The sequence below is a fragment of the Streptomyces yangpuensis genome, assembly GCF_024666385.1.
In the GTDB taxonomy this organism is placed as follows: domain Bacteria; phylum Actinomycetota; class Actinomycetes; order Streptomycetales; family Streptomycetaceae; genus Streptomyces; species Streptomyces yangpuensis.
The window spans coordinates 6,096,331-6,113,295 of sequence record NZ_CP102514.1 but is presented as its reverse complement, the minus strand read 5'-3'; the positions used below and the strand labels follow the sequence as shown (position 1 = coordinate 6,113,295).

Below are 16,965 nucleotides of genomic sequence, written 5' to 3'. Positions count from 1 at the left end.
CGGTCAGGGGTACGGGGTCAGCCGCCCAGCTCCTGGTGGCGGGCGGTCAGCGCCGCCGCGCCGGCCTCCGTCAGTGAGCCGAAGAGCCGCAGGCGGGAGAAGCCGCCGTCCGGGAAGATGTCGATCCGTACGTGGGTGCCCACCGCCGGGGTGTCCAGGACGAAGCGGTGGTTGGTGTCGGGCTGCAGGCGGGTGCGCGGCAGGAACTCCGTCCACTCGCCCTCCTCGCCCGTCTTCACCGACAGCGAGGCCCAGCCGGCCGAGTTGCCCTTGAGGTACGCGGTGTCGATCTCGACGGCGCGGATCTCGGACTCGGTGACGAGCTGGTAGCGGATCCAGTCGTTTCCGTTGTCGCGGCGGCGGGCGGTCTCCCAGCCGTCGTCCATCTTGCGGGAGCGGCCCGGGTTGATGGTGTTGGTCGGCGGGGAGTAGAAGCGGTTGGAGGCGTCCTGGACGGAGCCGCCGTTCTCCAGCGCCACCACGTCGAAGGAGCCGAGCGCGGCGAGCCACTTGGGGTCGGGCAGGACCTCGCCGTGGACGCGCAGGCGGGCGATGCCGCCGTCGGGGTGCTGGTTGACGCGCAGGTGCGTGAAGCGCTGCTCGGCGTCGACCTCGAAGCCGTTGGCGGCGTGGCCGCCGACCGCCGTGCGGGGCACGATGGTCGTCCACTTCACGTCGTCGCCCTGGAGCTCCTCCGGGGTCGGGGCGAGGGCGCCCTCCCAGTTGGTGGCCTCGATGGAGACGGCCTGCGGCATGTTGCCGCGGAAGTGGGCGGTGTCGACGACGATGCCGCGGATGACGCCGGGCGCGCCCAGGCGTACGAGGGCCCAGTCGTGGTCCTCGGGGGTCGGCCAGGGCTGGGTGGCGGAGACTCCGCGGCGGCGGCGGGTCTCCCAGCCGTCCATGACCTTGCCCTTGTGGCCGAAGTCCTCGGGGTCGAAGTGCGCGGCCTCGGAGATGAGGAGGTTCTCGCGCTGGGCGAAGAACTCGTCGTTGGCGGCGATGACACCGGCGCCCAGCTCACGGGCGGCGAGGTTCGCGTACCGGGTGAAGGGGAAGTCCGCGGTGCGGTAGTCCGCGTACGGGTCGCCGCCTCCGTACGGGTTCGCGTTGCCGGTGAAGGAAGGAATCGCCACTGTCAGTTCTGCCTTTCGAGGAGGAGGCCCGTGGGCTCGGTCGGGGTGCCGTGGTCGGCGATCTGCGTGCCGCGCAGCCAGGTGGACTTCACGACGCCGTGCAGGGTCCTGCCCGCGTACGCCGTGACCTGGTTGCGGTGGTGGAGTTCGGCCGGGTCCACAGTGAACGTTTCTTCGGGGGCGAGCACGGCGAAGTCGGCGTCACGGCCGGCCTCGATCGCTCCCTTCTGCGCCAGCCCGGCGAGGGCGGCCGGGGCCGCGGACATCCAGCGGACGACGTCCTCCAGGGTCCGGCCGCGGCGGCGCGCCTCGGTCCAGACGGCGGGCAGGCCCAGCTGGAGGGAGGAGATGCCGCCCCACGCGGTGGAGAAGTCGCTGGTCTTCAGGTCCGCGGTGGAGGGCGAGTGGTCGGAGACGATGCAGTCGATGGTGCCGTCGGCGAGCGCGTCCCACAGGAGGTCCTGGTTGGCGGCCTCGCGGATGGGCGGGCAGCACTTGAACTCGCTGGCGCCGTCCGGCACTTCCTCGGCCGTCAGGGTGAGGTAGTGCGGGCAGGACTCGACGGTGATGCGGACGCCCTCGGCCTTGGCGGCGGCGATCAGCGGCAGCGCGTCGGAGGAGGACAGGTGCAGGACGTGGACGCGCGCGTTCAGCCGCTTGGCCTGGGCGATGAGGTTGCCGATGGCGGTGTTCTCGGCGTCGCGCGGCCGGGAGGCGAGGAAGTCGGCGTACTTGGGGCCCGGGACGACGGGGGCGGCGTCGAGGTGGTGCGGGTCCTCGGCGTGCACGATCAGCAGGCCGCCGAAGCCGGTGATCTCGGCGAGGGAGGTGGCCAGCTGCTCCTGATCGAGCTCGGGGAACTCCTCCACGCCCGACGGCGACAGGAAGCACTTGAAGCCGTAGACGCCGGCATCGTGCAGCGGGGCCAGGTCCTTGACGTTGTCCGGGAGGGCGCCGCCCCAGAAGCCGACGTCCACGTGCGCCTTGGCGCGGGCGACCTCCTGCTTGACGCGCAGGTTGTCGACCGTGGTGGTCGGCGGGAGGGAGTTGAGCGGCATGTCGAGGATCGTGGTGATGCCGCCGGCGGCGGCCGCGCGGGTGGCCGTCCAGAAGCCCTCCCACTCGGTGCGGCCCGGGTCGTTCACGTGGACGTGGGTGTCGACCAGGCCGGGGAGCAGGACGTCGTCGCCGAAGTCCTGCAGCCGGGCTCCGGCCGGTACCTCGGCGTCGTGTGCCAGCACGGCCGTGATCTTCCCGCCGGCGACGGCGACCGAGGCGGCGCGCGTCCCCTCGGGGGTGATGACGCGCGTCGAGCGCAGTACCAGTTCCACAGCCACGTCGGCCACCGGAACCTCCCCATCTACTTCCACAGAGCGAAATTCAACGTTCTGTTGACGGAGTCTTCCCGGCGATCCGGGAGCAGTCAAGAGCGCCCGGACGGACCACTGACCCACCGGGACCGCAATTGGATGTTTCCACAAGATGGAATTAAGATTTCGCCATACAGAATGTAGCTACCGCCACCGGGAGTCGGACGGATAACTTCCCGAGCATGTCCGCCACCAGGACAAACCACCTCTGACCGGCGGCGACGGCCCCGACCCCAGGACTGGGGCCGACGCCGGCCGCCGGGTAGGCTGCTCCCTTGCCTGCCAGCACCGAAAGGACCGCGCCGTGCCGACGTCCAGCGCCAGCACCACCGACGCTTCCTCGAAGACCCCTGCCGCCAGTGGTGGCGTCCAGTCCCTCGAGCGCGCCTTCGATCTGCTCGAACGCATGGCGGACGCCGGGGGCGAGGTCGGCCTCAGCGAACTGTCCGCCGCCAGCGGCCTGCCCCTGCCCACGATCCACCGCCTGATGCGCACGCTGGTGGCCTGCGGGTACGTACGCCAGCAGCCCAACCGACGGTACTCCCTCGGCCCCCGCCTGATCCGCCTCGGCGAGTCCGCGTCGCGCCTCCTGGGCACCTGGGCCCGCCCCTACCTGGCCCGTCTGGTCGAGGAGACCGGCGAGACCGCGAACATGGCCCTCCTCGACGGGGACGAGATCGTCTACGTCGCCCAGGTGCCGTCCAAGCACTCCATGCGCATGTTCACCGAGGTCGGCCGCCGGGTGCTGCCGCACTCCACCGGTGTGGGCAAGGCCCTCCTCGCCCACACCCCCGCCGACGAGGTCCGCGCCCTCCTCGCGCGCACCGGGATGCCCGCCGCGACGGAGAGGACCATCACCACGCCCGAGGGCTTCCTGGAGGCGCTGGAGCAGGTCCGCCGGGCCGGCTACGCGGTCGACGACAACGAGCAGGAGATAGGGGTCCGCTGCCTGGCCGTGTCGGTGCCGAACTCGCCGACCGCCGCCGCGATCTCCATCTCCGGCCCGGCCGGCCGGGTCACCGAGGCCGTGACCGAGTCCTTCGTCCCGATCCTCCAGAACGTCGCCGCAGAGCTGTCGGTGGCCCTGTCCAACCAGACCCCGGCGTAGCCGGAGATTCCCGGCACCCCGCCGGACACCGCCCCACCGTACGCCGAGCCCCGCCGTACGCCGAGCCCCGCCGGACCCGTCCGGCGGGGCTCGCGCCGTGTACGGCCGGCCGCCGCTCTCCGCTGGCGGGGTGCTGCCGGGCCGGGCAGCGTGGTCAGTCCCGTCCGCCTCCCGTCCCGCCCCCGGAGGGCCGCCCATGGCTTCCGACCCCCTCACGGAGCCGGCCGTGCGTCCGCGGCTCGCCGTCCGCGTCCGCCGCCACGGCGATCTGTGGCTGCTCGGGCCGGTCGCCGTCGCGTACGCCGTCGCGCAGCTGCTCCTGGCGGTACCGGGAACCGGCCTCGGCTGGGACGAGACCGTCTACGTCAGCCAGGTCTCCCGCGACGCCCCCGCCGCGTTCTTCAGCGCCCCGCGCGCCCGCGGCATCAGCTACCTCGTCGCGCCGGTCGCCGCCTTCACACCGTCCGTCACGGTCCTGCGGATCCATCTGGCCCTGCTGTCCTCCGGAGCCCTGCTGCTGTCGCTCTGGCTGTGGCGGCGGCTGCTGCCCACCCCCGTACTCGCCCTCGCCGGAGCCCTGTTCGCCGGCCTGTGGACGGCGCTCTCGTACGGGCCGCAGGCCATGCCCAACCTCTGGGTCGCCTTCGGGTCGCTGATGGCCGTCGGCTGCTTCCTGCGGGCCGCCCGCGCCCCCGGCGACCGGCGGGCGCTCGCCGGGCTCTGCGCCGCGACCGCCCTGGCGGCGCTCATGCGCCCCGCCGACGCGCTCTGGCTCGCCCTGCCCCTGGTCTGCGCCTCGGCCGTCGTCCCGCAGTGGCGGCGGCCCGCCCTCCCGGCGGCCGTCGCGGTCGGCGCCGTGCTCGGCGGGGCGTCCTGGGCCGTCGAGGCCGAGCTGCGCCACGGCGGCATCCTCGCCCGCCTGCACCGCGCCGCCGAGATCCAGGGCGGTCTCGGCTGGCATCCGGCCTTCGGGGACCACCTGCGTGCCCTCGGCGGCCGTACCCTGTGCCGTCCCTGCGACGTGCCGTGGAGCCATCCGGTGACGGGCCTGTGGTGGCTCGCCCTTCCGGTGCTCGTCGCGGGCGGCCTGGCCGTCGCCCACCGCGGCGGCCCCGGCCCGTGGCGCACACTCCTCGTGCCCACCGCCGCCGCACTGTCGGTCGCGGCGCCGTACCTGCTGTTCGTCGGCTACGCGGCCCCCCGCTTCCTGCTGCCCGCCTACGCGCTGCTCTCCCTCCCGGTGGCGTACTGCCTGGCCCGGGTGTTCGCCGCGGCCCGCGGGCGCCCGCTCGTCCTGACCGGGCTCTGTCTGGCGCTGGCCGCGCACTTCGCACTCCAACTGGCGATCACCGCCGGCGTGGGTGCCCGCAGCCGGGCCACCGCGGCCGCCTTCACGGCCGTGGTCGCCGAACTGCGCGCGCAGGGACTGCGGCCACCGTGCCTGGTCAGCGGCGCGGAAGCCGTCCGGACGGGCTTTCGCACGGGATGCGCCTCGCGCCAGCTCCTCGGCGGCCACGACGGCAGCATCAGCGCCGCCGGACTCGTTCGCCTCGCCCGCACCACGCCGACGGCGGTCCTCGTCGCCGGCGGCGCCCCTCCCCCGCCGTGGGCCGCACGGTGGCGCCCGCACGACCTGCCCGCGCTCCCGGGCCTGCCCGGCTACCGCGCCTACCTGGCACCCTCCGCCCGGGCGGTGCCCGCGCCGGCGCGCTGAGCACCCCCGGCGGCGTCCTGGGCTCCGGGGACCGTATCCGCCGGGGCGTCCGCGCCGGCGCCGGTGAGCCGGCCGTCGGCCATCGTCGCCGTACGGTCCATCCGCTCCAGGTGGGCGTGGTCGTGGGTGACCAGCACGGTGGCGGTGGAGCGCTCGCGGGTCAGGGTGACCAGCAGGTCCAGCACGGCCGCGCCGCGCTCGTGGTCGAGGGCGCTCGTCGGCTCGTCGACCAGCAGCACGGCGGGCTCGTTCATCAGCGCGCGGGCGATGTTGATCCGCTGGCGCTGGCCGCCGGAGAGCTGGTGGGGACGCTTGTCGGCCTTGTCGGCGAGGCCCACCGCGTCCAGCAGCTCCAGCGCGCGGCCGCGTACGGCCTTCGTGGGCCGTCCCGCCACGTGCGCCATGACCTGGAGCTGCTCGGCGGCGGTCAGCGAGGCCAGCAGGTTCGGCTGCTGGAAGACGATGCCGATCTTCTCCCGCCGCAGGGCCGACTTCTCGGCGGGGCCGAGCCGCGTGGTGTCCTCGCCCGCGACGACGACCCGGCCGCTGTCCGGGGTGACGAGGGTGGCGGCGACCGCGAGGAGGGAGGACTTGCCGGAGCCGGAGGGCCCGATCACCGCCGTGAGGGTGCCGGCGGGGACCTCCAGGCCGACCGCGTCCAGGGCGGTGAGCCGGCTCTCCCCGTCGGGGTAGGTGAGCGTGACGTCGTGGACGAGGAGGGTCATCGGGCGCTCCCGAGGGCGGTCAGCGGGTCGACGGCGGTGATCCGCCGGATGGACAGGGCCGCGCCCAGCGCACCGAGCGCGATCATGATCGCGGCGGGGACGAGCACCGTGGCGGCGTCGAGGACGAAGGGCACGTCACCGCCGCTGATCAGCGCGCCGAAGCCGGCGGCGAGGGCGGTGCCCAGCCCGGTGCCGAGGGCGAGCATCACCACAGCCTGGCCGAGGGCGTCCCGCAGGAGGTAGGGGGTGGAGGCGCCGAGGGCCTTCAGGACGGCGATGTCGCCGCTGCGCTGGATGGTCCACACCGTGAAGAAGGCGCCTATGACCAGGGCCGAGATGGCGAAGAGGAAGCCGCGCATCAGCTGGAGCGAGCCGTTCTCGGCCTGGTAGGAGCCGATGGCGCCGAGGGCCTCGTCGACGGTCTGCGCTGTGGTGCCCGCCGCCCGGTCGGCGGCGGCGAGGTCGATGCCGCTGCCGGATACGGCGACGACGGTGGCGAGGGTGTCGACGGAGGTGCCGGGGTTGCCGATGCGCTGCCAGTCGTTGAGGTCCATCCACACGACCGGGGTGTGGCTGTGAGCGGCCGTGCCGGAGACGGCGGCCACGGTCAGTTCGAGCGGGCCGATCTTGATCTTGGCGCCGGCGGTGACGCCGCCGAGCTCCTTGGCCGCCTTCTCGGCGAGGACCACCCGGCCCTGTGCGAGGCCCGTGTCGCGCGGCGCGAGCCCGCCCGCGGGGTCCACGCCGAAGACCGAGACGGCGGCGGTGCGCTCACCCGAGACGGCGTTGGTGGTGCGGATGCCGAGGGGCTGCGCCGTCCGCACCCCGGGCTGCTCGCGCCAGGCCAGCCAGGCGGACTCGGGCACCTGGGAGCTGGTGAACGACACCTTCTGGTCCCCGGTGGGCGCGGCGAAGGCCAGGTGCGAGGCGGGCAGGCCGGTGACGGCCGAGATGTTCTCCCGGGCCAGGCCGGCGGTGAGCCCGGACAGCAGGCCGACCAGCAGCGTGATCAGCAGCACGACCGAGCCCATCAGGGCGAAGCGGCCCTTGGCGAACCGTAGATCTCTCCATGCGACGAACATGTCCCCCACCCTGGTCTTCCGCGTGGACACAAGGCATCGCGCCACAGTAGGGATCCTGGTATCGAAGGGCGCACCGGGACATCAAACTTTCGGTTGACCGGGGCCCGGCGGGACCGCTTTACGCTGGTTCGGACATGACTGCTGCCGCTGCCCCCGTCCCGCCCGGCGCCTGCCCGCCCCCGCCCGAGCCCGTGACCGCGCCGGTACCCCCGGCTGCGCCCGTACCCCCGACTGCGGTCGCGCCCGCGCCGCCCGTACCCCCGACCGTGCCCGCGACCGCGTCCGCCGCCCGGCCGCTGACGCCGGTGTCGAAGGTGCTGACGCTGTGCCTGCACGCCCTGCTCCTGGGGCTGCTCGTCCTGGCCGCCGGCCGGGCCGTCGCCGACTCCGCGCCCCGGGCCGGCTGGGTGATCGCCGCCTGCGCGCTGCTCGCCGCCGTCTACGCGGCGGGCGTACGGGCGCCGGCCGTGCACCGCTCGCCGCGGGCGGGTGCGGTGTGGCTGGCCGGGCTCGGGGCGGCCTGGGCGGGTCTGCTGGCGCTCTCCCCCGACGGGCTGTGGATCGCCTTCCCGCTGTACTTCCTGGAGCTGCACCTGCTGCGGCTGCGCTGGGGGGTCGCGGCCGTCGCCGTGACCGCCTGCGCCGCCATCGGCGGCTTCCTCGCGCACAGCAGCGCGGTGACCCCCGGAGCCTTCCTCGGGCCGCTGCTGGGCGGTGCCGTGGCCGTGGCGACCGTACTGGGCTACCAGGCGCTGTACCGCGAGAGCGAACGGCGCCGGGAGCTGATCGAGGAGCTGATCACGACGCGGGCCGAGCTGGCCGCGGCCGAACGCGGTGCCGGGATCCTGGCCGAGCGCGAGCGCCTGGCCCGGGAGATCCACGACACCCTCGCGCAGGGCCTGTCCTCCATCCAGCTGCTGCTGCGGGCCGCCGAGCGGGCGCTGCCGGACGGGGCGCCGGCCCTGCCGCACATCGCGCAGGCGCGGGAGGCCGCGCAGGACAACCTCGCCGAGGCGCGCCGCTTCGTACGCGCCCTCACGCCGCCGGACCTGGAGCACGGCTCGCTGGCGGCGGCGCTGGAACGGCTGTGCGCGGGGGTGCGGGGGCCGCGGGTGCGGTTCTCGCTGAGCGGCCGGCCGCGGGTGCTGCCCACCCCGTACGAGGTGGCGCTGCTGCGGATCGCCCAGTCGGCGCTGGCCAACGTGGTGCGGCACGCCCGGGCCGGGCGCGCGGAGATCACGCTGACCTTCATGGACGCCTCGGTCACGCTGGACATCGTCGACGACGGCGACGGCTTCTGCCCGTCCTCGGCCGCGGCCGGCCCGGGCACGGCTGCCGGCTCCGCCGACGGGGGCTTCGGGCTGCCCGCGATGCGCTCGCGCGCCGAGAGCCTCGGCGGGCTGTTCACGGTGGAGTCCGACCCGGGCCAGGGCACCGCCGTGGCCGTCACCCTGCCGCTGCCCCTGGAACCGCTGGACGCCATGGACCCCGTGGAGGCGCCGTGACCATCCGTCTCCTGCTCGCCGACGACCACCCCGTGGTCCGGGCGGGCCTGCGCGCGGTGCTGGACACCGAGGCGGACTTCGCGGTGGTGGCCGAGGCGGCGACGGCCGAGCGGGCGGTGGAGCTGGCCGCCCGCGAACCGGTGGACGTCGTCCTGATGGACCTGCAGTTCGGGCCGGGCATGCACGGCTCGGAGGCGACGGCCCTGATCACGGCGCACCCGGGCGCGCCCCGGGTGCTGGTGCTGACCACGTACGACACGGACGCGGACATCCTGGCGGCGGTGGAGGCGGGCGCCTCGGGCTACCTGCTGAAGGACGCCCCGCCGGAGGAGCTGGCGGCGGCCGTACGCACGGCCGCCGCGGGCCAGTCGGCACTGGCCCCGGCGGTGGCGCTGCGCCTGATGGACCGGATGCGGACGCCGGCGGAGGCGCTGACGAAGCGGGAGCTGGAGGTGCTCCAGCTGGTGGCGGACGGCCTGTCGAACCAGCAGATCTCCAAGCAGCTCTTCCTCAGCCAGGCCACGGTCAAGTCCCACCTGGTCCACGTGTACGCGAAGCTGGGCGTCGAATCCCGCACGGCAGCAGTAGCGGCGGCCGCCACCCGCCGCCTGATCCGCACCCCGTAGCCGGCGGGTCCTCCGGGGTGCGGGGCCCGGCCGGAGGCGGCGCGCGGGCTCGGCGGAGGGCTCCTTCACCGGCCGGGAGGGCGTGGACGGCCCGCACGAGGGCAGGCGCCTCCCGGACGGCCAAGGACCGACGGACGCAACCGGCGGTGATGCTCATGACCCCGTTGATCCCCCAAGACCCCGACACGCTCAAGCGGCACCTCGCCCGTGAGGTGCGCGCGCTGCGGGAGACGGCCCGGCACGGCGCCGGTGTCCGGCTCGAGGAAGGCTCCGCGCCGCCCGGAGCGGCACCGGCCGACGAGGCAGGGGAACGCTGTGCGTGCGGTACGCGCGCAACGGGGCACGGCTGCCGCGGCGAGGGCGACGGGCCCGACCCGTGGGCCTGTGTCCGCGCCACCCTGCCCGCCATTCCGCTGTCGGCCGCGCTGTTCGCCCCCTTGCGCGACGAGGACGGGGTCACCGTCGACTTCACGGTCGAGGCGGGCAACCACGTGCGGGCGGCTGAGTGGCTGGAGTCCCCCGACCGCCAGGTCGGCAGAAGGCTCCTGGAGGTCCAGCCCGGTGCGGCCGTCGGCGGGCTCGTCGGCGCGCTGGGCTCCGTGCTGGACACCGGGCGCGCCCTGAAGGGGTACGCCCTGGACTACACGGAGCAGCGCGGCGACGGTCTGCACCGCACGAAGCTCCTGTACGACGCCTCGTCCTGCGGCGGCAAGGTCCTGGCGACGTGGCGGGCGGCGCACGACCGCAGGGAGCTCCTCTCCCTCGACGCCCAGTACATCGCGTCCATGGGGTGGGGCACCTGGGACCTGCTGTCCGGGGAGGTCGTCTGGTCGGAGGGGCTGTCGTCGATCTTCCGCACCGACCCGGCCCGTCCCCCGGCTCTCGCGGAACTGTGCGACATGGTGCTGCTGGAGGACGTGGCGCGCTTCGCGAAGTTCCTGCTGGCGCTGGTGGACGGGGAGGAACCGTCGGGGACCGAGATCCGTTTCGGCGTGCTCGGGGAGATCCGCACCCTGCACCTCGTGGGGCATCCCGTCATCGCGACCGACGGACTCCCCTGGTCGGTGCACGTCATCGCCCGTGATCTGACGTCGCAGGTCCGCAGCCGCCAGCGGCTCGCCGCGACGCGCAGACAGTCCGATCGGCTGCGGGAGGAGGCGGCCGCGGAGCGGCGGGTCGCCTCCTCCCTGCGGGAGGCGCTGTTGCCGACGGTCTCCGCCGAGCTGGCCGAGGCGGGCCTGTCCGTGGCGGCCGCCTACGTGCCCGCGGAAACGGAGGCCGCCGTGGGCGGGGACTGGTACAAGTGCCGGCTGCTGCCGGACGGCCGGATCCTGCTCGCCATCGGCGACGCCTGCGGCCACGGGCTGGGCGCCGTGGCCCGGATGGCGCAGCAGCGGCATGCCCTCGCGGGTCTCGCGCACGCCCCGGGGACCCATGCGGGCCAGCTGACCACCTGGCTGAACGAGCTGTTGTGCGCCGACCCCGCCGCCGAGACGGCGACGGGGATCATCGGACACATCGATGCGGAGCGGAGGTTCCGCTGGGCGTGCGCGGGCCATCCGGCGCCCCTGCTGTTGCGGGACGGCGCCGCCTCGGTGCTGGACACGGAGCACCGCGGTCCGCTCTTCGGGCTGCTGCCCGGGCACGCGTACGAGACCGCGACCGCGGAACTCCGCCGGGGTGATCTGCTGCTGCTCTACACGGACGGCATGGTGGAACGCCGCGGTGAGGACATCGCCGACGGCGTCGACACCTTGCGGAAGGCGCTGGCCCGGTGCGACGGGCTCGGGCCCCAGGACGCCCTCGACCGCATCCTGGAGGCCTGCGCGTCCGACGAGCACGACGACGACACCTGCCTGGTCGCCCTGGGCGTCGGCTGACCGCGGACGGGCGGGGGCCGGGGGCGGACGGCGGGAGGTGGGTCCTCGGCCTACGCCACCCAGTGCGGGCGGTTCACCGACGGCGGGAGGGGGGCGCCGTCGTGGAGGGCGGCTGCCAGGCGGCGGACCGCCTCGTCCAGGCGGTCGGCGGGGAGGGTGTACGGGATGCGGAGGCGGTGTTCGAAGGTGCCCGGGTCGACCCCGAAGCGGGCGCCGCGGCCGATGTGCACACCGGCGGCCGCGGCCCGCTCGGTCAGGGCCGAGCTGACCGGCTCGCCGAGGTCCACCCAGAGCGAGAGGCCGCCCGGCGGTACCTGCCAGGACCATTGCGGGGTGTGCCGCTGGAGCGAGTCCACCAGGGCCGTGCGCCGGCTCCGCAGTTCGGCGAGCCGTGCGGGCAGGGACCGGTCCATGCCCGCCAGCAGCGGGAGGGCGACGAGCTGGTCGAGGACGGAGCCGGTCATGTCGGCGCAGACCCGTACGGCCGTCAGCTCGGTGATCATCTTCGCGGTGGCCCGGACCCAGCCGACGCGCAGGCCGCCCCAGTGGGTCTTGCTGAGCGAGCCGATGGTCACCACGTGGTCCGCGCCGCCGCGCGGGCCCAGGGAGGCCAGCGGGGCGGGGGCCGGTACGTCCAGGGCGATGTCGGCGATCGTCTCGTCGACCACCAGCCAGGTACCGGTGCGGCGGGTCGCCGCGAGCAGCCGCAGCCGCTCCTCCTCGGGCATGAGGGCGCCCGTGGGGTTGTGGAAGTCGGGGATCGCATAGGCCAGCCGGGGCACGGTCTGGCGCAGCGTGGACTCGGCGATCTCCATGTCCCAGCCGGCGTCGGAGACGGCGATCGAGCCGGTGCGCAGGCGGGCGTGGCGCAGGGCGTCGAGGGCGTTGGCGTAGGTGGGGTTCTCGGTGACGACCCGGTCGCCGCCCCGGCAGAGCAGGCTGACGACGAGGCCGAAGGCCTGCTGGGCGCCGGAGGTGACGAGGATCTGCTCGGGTCGGGTGGGCAGGCCGCGCCGGGTGAAGCGCCCGGCGACGGCCTCTCGCAGTTCGGGCAGGCCGAAGGGGTGGTAGCCGGGGGTGCGGGCGGCCTCGGGCAGCCGGGTGGCGGCCCGGGCGACGGCGTCGGCGAGGAGGCCCTCGGGGGCGCCCATGGCGGCGATGGCCAGGTCGATGCCGGGCTCGCCGTCGGCGCCGTGGCCGGCGGCGCCGACCAGGGCGTGGGCTCCGACGGGCCGGTGGCCGTCGGGAAGCTCGGTCCAGGTGCCGGAGCCGCGTCGGCTGCGGACGTAGCCGCTCTCGCGCAGCAGGTCGTAGGCGCCGGTGACGGTGGCCCGGCTGGCGCCGACGGCTTCGGCGAGCTCGCGTTCGGCGGGCAGCCGGACGTGGAGGGCGATGCGGCCGTCGAGGATCAGGGTGCGCAGGGCGTCGGCGAGCGACCGGTAGCCGGGGCGGGCCCGTACCTCGGCGGGGAGCAGGGCCGCGAGCTGGCGGCTGCCGATGGTTCTGTCCGCTGCCTGGACCACTCGCCCGATCGCCATGCCAACCTCCCTCGATTGGCTCTGACGGCCAGGCCAATCCGGGTCCAGACTCGCGGTATTGGCCTCTGATTGGCAAGGAGACGCCGCAATGCTGACCGACCGTGACGAACGTGCCCTGCTGGCCGCCGCCGAGAACCGGGTCTCCCGCCCACTGCGGATCGGGGCCGCGCTCGCCTCCGTACGGCTCGCCTTCCTACGGCGCGTCTGCGCACCGCGGCCGCGGGATCAGGACCGCGCGCGGGAGCGAGAATCGGTGGCATGTCATCCCACACGCACTCCGATTCGCCCGTGATCGCGGGACTGCTCCTGGCCGCGGGCGGCGGCCGCCGGCTCGGCGGCCGCCCCAAGGCCCTGCTGCCCTACCGCGGCCGGCCACTGGTGGAGAACGCCGTACGGGTCCTGCGGGAGGCGGGCTGCGGTCCGGTGCACGTGGTCCTCGGCGCCTCGGCGGCCGAGGTCCGCGAGCGCGCCGATCTGAGCGGCTGCGTGGTCGTGGACAACCCGGACTGGGCGGAGGGGATGGGTTCCTCGCTGCGGGTGGGCCTGGCCTCCCTGGCCGGTACGGACGCCCGCGCCGCCCTGGTGTCGCTGGTCGACCAGCCGGGCATCGGCCCGGCGGCCGTGGCCCGGGTCCGGGAGGCCTACCGGTCCCCCGCGAGCCTGGCGGCGGCGGCGTACGGCGGGGAGCGCGGGCACCCGGTGCTGTTCGGGGCGGAGCGCTGGGCGGACATCGCGGCGACGGCCACCGGCGACAAGGGCGCCCGGGTCCACCTGGCGCGCCACGCCGGAGAGCTCATGCTGGTGGAGTGCTCCGACGTCGCAGAGGCCTTCGACATCGACACGCCGCCCGACCTGGCACGACTCCTCTGAGCACCGCGTGACGACAGTGGCACTGAGGGCCACCGGAAAGTGGAATCTGTCGACTCAGAGAATCTCGACATCAACAAACCATTGAACTTCCACCATGAGGAAATTACTATCCACTGGTCAGAAGCGCCCTGAACCCACAGACGGCGCCCGCGACCGTATTTCGGAGCTCTCCACACCCGACGGCACTGCGTGCCGTCCCGCGCGAGCATTCCCCGCGGCCGCCAGGCACCGCCGCTGAAGGAGTGACAGATATGTCCGCACCAGCGCCGTCCCCGCTGGCCATCGTCGACGCCGAGCCCCTGCCCCGGCAGGACGAAGTCCTCACCGAAGCGGCCCTCGCCTTCGTGGCCGAGCTCCACCGGCGGTTCGCCCCCCGCCGCGCCGAGCTCCTCGCCCGCCGCGGCGAGCGCCGCGCCGAGATCGCCCGCACCTCCACCCTCGACTTCCTCCCGGACACCGCACAGGTCCGCGAGGGCGACTGGAAGGTGGCGCCGGCCCCGGCCGCGCTGAACGACCGCCGTGTGGAGATCACCGGTCCGACGGACCGCAAGATGACCATCAACGCCCTGAACTCGGGCGCCAAGGTCTGGCTCGCCGACTTCGAGGACGCCTCGGCCCCCACCTGGGAGAACGTCGTCCTCGGCCAGCTCAACCTGATCGACGCCTACGAGCGCCGCATCGACTTCACCGACGCCCGCACGGGCAAGGCCTACGCACTGAGGCCCGCCGCCGAGCTCGCGACCGTCGTCATGCGGCCGCGCGGCTGGCACCTGGAGGAGCGCCACCTGCGGTTCGAGGGCGGCCCCGCCTCGGGCTCGCTCGTGGACTTCGGCCTGTACTTCTTCCACAACGCCAAGCGTCTGATCGACCTCGGCAAGGGCCCGTACTTCTACCTGCCGAAGACGGAGTCGCACCTGGAGGCGCGCCTCTGGAACGACATCTTCGTCTTCTCCCAGGACTACGTCGGCATTCCGCAGGGCACCGTCCGCGCGACCGTCCTGATCGAGACGATCACCGCCGCGTACGAGATGGACGAGATCCTCTACGAGCTGCGCGACCACGCGGCCGGCCTGAACGCGGGCCGCTGGGACTACCTCTTCTCCATCGTGAAGAACTTCCGCGACGGCGGCGAGAAGTTCGTCCTGCCGGACCGCAACGCGGTGACGATGACCGCCCCCTTCATGCGGGCCTACACCGAACTGCTCGTCCGCACCTGCCACAAGCGCGGCGCGCACGCCATCGGCGGCATGGCGGCCTTCATCCCGTCCCGCAAGGACGCCGAGGTCAACAAGATCGCCTTCGCGAAGGTGAAGGCCGACAAGGACCGCGAGGCGGGCGACGGCTTCGACGGCTCCTGGGTCGCCCACCCCGACCTGGTCCCGATCGCCATGGCCTCCTTCGACGCCGTCCTCGGCGACAAGCCCAACCAGAAGGACCGGCTGCGCGAGGACGTCTCGGTCGCCCCCGGCGAGCTCATCGCGATCGACTCGCTGGACGCGAAGCCGACGTACGAGGGCCTGCGCAACGCGGTCCAGGTCGGCATCCGCTACATCGAGGCCTGGCTGCGCGGCCTCGGCGCCGTCGGCATCTTCGGCCTGATGGAGGACGCGGCCACCGCCGAGATCTCCCGCTCGCAGATCTGGCAGTGGATCAACGCCGGGGTCGTCTTCGAGAACGGCAAGACCGCCACGGCCGAGCTGACCCGCGAGCTGGCGGCCGAGGAGCTGGCCGCCCTGCGCACCGAGGTCGGCGAGGAGGCCTTCGCGGCCGGCAAGTGGCAGCAGGCCCACGACCTCTTCCTCAAGGTCTCCCTGGACGCGGACTACGCGGACTTCCTCACGCTCCCCGCGTACGACCAGCTCGTCGGCTGACGTTCCCGGGTCCGGCCGACACGCACAGCGGCCCGAACCTCCGGCTCCGCCCCCGCCGCCCCAGGCAGCGGGGGCGGAGCCGTGTGATCACCCGACGGTGCGTCAGTCGGCCTGCGCAGGAGGGAAGTCGGGCGGAAACGGAGCGGGCGACCCGAACGACCGATCGGTCGTTACTGGTTCGTAACATGACTGTACCTAGCGGTAACAAGCGGGGCCGTGTCACCTTTCCGATGCCACCGGCCGGCGGTAACCCCCACTTCCCAGCCACGTCTCGGGCAACGCGTTCGTTGCCCGGCTTCGGCGTGGCCGAGCGCAGGAGTTCCGCAGTGATCGGATTCCGCAACGTCAGCAAGGACCGGGACCCCAGTCGGGTGCGACGACTGGCCTGTGCCGCTGTGACCGTGCCGCTCGCCGCCGGCGCGCTGCTGGCCGGCGGTGCCGGCACCGCCGGGGCCGCCCCCGGGACCGGTCCCACGGCCGTGGTGTCCATGGGCGACAGCTACATATCCGGCGAGGCGGGGCGCTGGAAGGGCAACAGCCTGACCAACACCGGCAGCCGCAACGGCACCGACCGGGGCTGGATCAGCGGCAGCACCTACGACCCGGGCAAGGTGTACGGGGCCACGGCCGGCGGCTGCCACCGCTCCGACTCGGCCGAGGTGCACAGCGCCGGGGCGGTCGCCGACGTCGCCGTGAACCTCGCCTGTTCCGGTGCGACGTCCGACAACGTCTTCCGCGCCGCCAACGGCGGGGTCTCCTACCGGGGCGAGGCCCCGCAGGCCGACCAGCTCGCCGCGGTGGCCGCGAGCCACGACGTCAAGGTGATCGCGCTGTCCATCGGCGGCAACGACCTGGGCTTCGCGGACATCATCAAGAGCTGCGCGTACGACTTCATTCTCTGGAACTCCTACTGCTACGACGACCAGCAGTACGCCGTCGACCAGAAGATCGACGCGGTCATGGGCAAGGTCGGCAAGTCCGTGGACGAGGTACGGGCCGTCATGCGCACGGCCGGGTACGCCGACTCCTCCTACCGGATCGTGCTGCAGTCCTACCCGTCGCCGATCCCGCGCGGCGCGGAGAACCGGTACACGCAGAGCGACTGGAGCCGGCTCAACACCGGTGGCTGCCCCTTCTGGAACCGGGACTCCGACTGGGCGCGCGACTCGCTCGTGCCGCAGATCGCGAACCGCATCAAGGGCGTCGCCGCGGCCAAGGGCGTGCAGTTCCTGGACCTGCGGGACATGCTCCAGGGACGCGAGGTGTGCGCGAAGACGAGCAAGCAGGTGAGCTCCACGGTTCCGGCGTCGGGCCGGACGAGCGAGTGGGCGCGCTGGATCGACAACAACGAGTCGCAGGGCCTCATCCAGGAGTCCATGCACCCCAATCACTACGGCCAGCTGGCCGCCGGCCGCTGCCTGGCCCTGGCGGTGGCGCAGCCCGCGAACTCCGCCTCCGGCTGCAGGAACACGGTGGGCGGCGACCACACCGGGATGTTCCTGACCCCGGCGCCGTAAGGGCGAAAACCGGATGATCGACA

13 protein-coding genes are annotated in these 16,965 nt (G+C 73.8%); 8 read left to right on the top strand and 5 right to left on the bottom strand.

Annotation, left to right across the window (positions count from 1 at the left end):
• Positions 1-17 precede the first annotated feature (17 nt).
• A complete protein-coding gene (gene alc / locus NRK68_RS27770) occupies positions 18-1,136 on the bottom strand; it encodes an allantoicase (protein WP_183063786.1) in 1,119 nt (372 codons plus the stop codon).
• A 2-nt stretch (positions 1,137-1,138) separates the two neighbouring features.
• Positions 1,139-2,473 (bottom strand): allantoinase AllB, encoded by a 1,335-nt coding sequence (gene allB / locus NRK68_RS27765; RefSeq protein WP_183064204.1) that lies wholly within the window; start codon positions 2,471-2,473, stop codon positions 1,139-1,141.
• Positions 2,474-2,810: 337 nt separating this feature from the next.
• Here allB and NRK68_RS27760 point away from each other — a divergent pair, with 337 nt between their 5' ends.
• Positions 2,811-3,614, top strand: a complete 804-nt coding sequence (locus tag NRK68_RS27760; RefSeq protein ID WP_183063785.1) for an IclR family transcriptional regulator — start codon at positions 2,811-2,813, stop codon at positions 3,612-3,614.
• A gap of 196 nt (positions 3,615-3,810) precedes the next feature.
• Entirely contained in the window at positions 3,811-5,328 is a 1,518-nt protein-coding gene (locus NRK68_RS27755; protein ID WP_257857086.1) for a hypothetical protein, read from the top strand.
• Here the strand turns inward: NRK68_RS27755 and NRK68_RS27750 are convergent.
• Together NRK68_RS27750 and NRK68_RS27745 are read right to left on the bottom strand one after the other, a co-directional pair.
• Positions 5,283-6,053 carry an ABC transporter ATP-binding protein gene (locus NRK68_RS27750; protein WP_257857084.1) on the bottom strand — a complete coding sequence of 257 codons (771 nt, stop codon included), beginning with the start codon at positions 6,051-6,053 and terminating at the stop codon, positions 5,283-5,285. The genes NRK68_RS27755 and NRK68_RS27750 overlap by 46 nt on opposite strands.
• The gene (locus tag NRK68_RS27745; RefSeq protein ID WP_183063784.1) at positions 6,050-7,135 is read right to left on the bottom strand and encodes an ABC transporter permease; all 1,086 of its coding nucleotides are present in this window, start codon (positions 7,133-7,135) and stop codon (positions 6,050-6,052) included. The genes NRK68_RS27750 and NRK68_RS27745 overlap by 4 nt, the downstream gene beginning before the upstream one ends.
• Positions 7,136-7,269: 134 nt before the next feature.
• Here NRK68_RS27745 and NRK68_RS27740 point away from each other — a divergent pair, with 134 nt between their 5' ends.
• The 3 genes from NRK68_RS27740 (at position 7,270) to NRK68_RS27730 (ending at position 11,146) form a co-directional block, all read left to right on the top strand.
• A complete protein-coding gene (locus tag NRK68_RS27740) occupies positions 7,270-8,640 on the top strand; it encodes a sensor histidine kinase (protein WP_257857082.1) in 1,371 nt (456 codons plus the stop codon).
• Positions 8,637-9,266, top strand: coding sequence for a response regulator (locus NRK68_RS27735; protein WP_183063783.1), 630 nt, complete (start codon positions 8,637-8,639; stop codon positions 9,264-9,266). Before NRK68_RS27740 ends, NRK68_RS27735 begins: the two co-directional genes overlap by 4 nt.
• Positions 9,267-9,421: 155 nt before the next feature.
• Positions 9,422-11,146, top strand: a complete 1,725-nt coding sequence (locus tag NRK68_RS27730) for a PP2C family protein-serine/threonine phosphatase (protein ID WP_257857081.1) — start codon at positions 9,422-9,424, stop codon at positions 11,144-11,146.
• A gap of 50 nt (positions 11,147-11,196) precedes the next feature.
• Here NRK68_RS27730 and yczR read toward each other — a convergent pair whose 3' ends face one another.
• Positions 11,197-12,684, bottom strand: a complete 1,488-nt coding sequence (yczR, locus tag NRK68_RS27725) for a MocR-like transcription factor YczR (protein ID WP_257857079.1) — start codon at positions 12,682-12,684, stop codon at positions 11,197-11,199.
• A 258-nt stretch (positions 12,685-12,942) separates the two neighbouring features.
• On the opposite strand from yczR, the gene NRK68_RS27720 reads away from it, so the two are divergent.
• From NRK68_RS27720 to NRK68_RS27710, 3 genes are all read left to right on the top strand, one after another.
• Entirely contained in the window at positions 12,943-13,554 is a 612-nt protein-coding gene (locus tag NRK68_RS27720; protein WP_183063781.1) for a nucleotidyltransferase family protein, read from the top strand.
• Positions 13,555-13,805: 251 nt separating this feature from the next.
• Entirely contained in the window at positions 13,806-15,425 is a 1,620-nt protein-coding gene (gene aceB, locus NRK68_RS27715) for a malate synthase A (protein WP_183063780.1), read from the top strand.
• 326 nt (positions 15,426-15,751) lie between these two features.
• A complete protein-coding gene (locus NRK68_RS27710) occupies positions 15,752-16,942 on the top strand; it encodes a GDSL-type esterase/lipase family protein (RefSeq protein ID WP_373023809.1) in 1,191 nt (396 codons plus the stop codon).
• Positions 16,943-16,965: the final 23 nt, after the last annotated feature.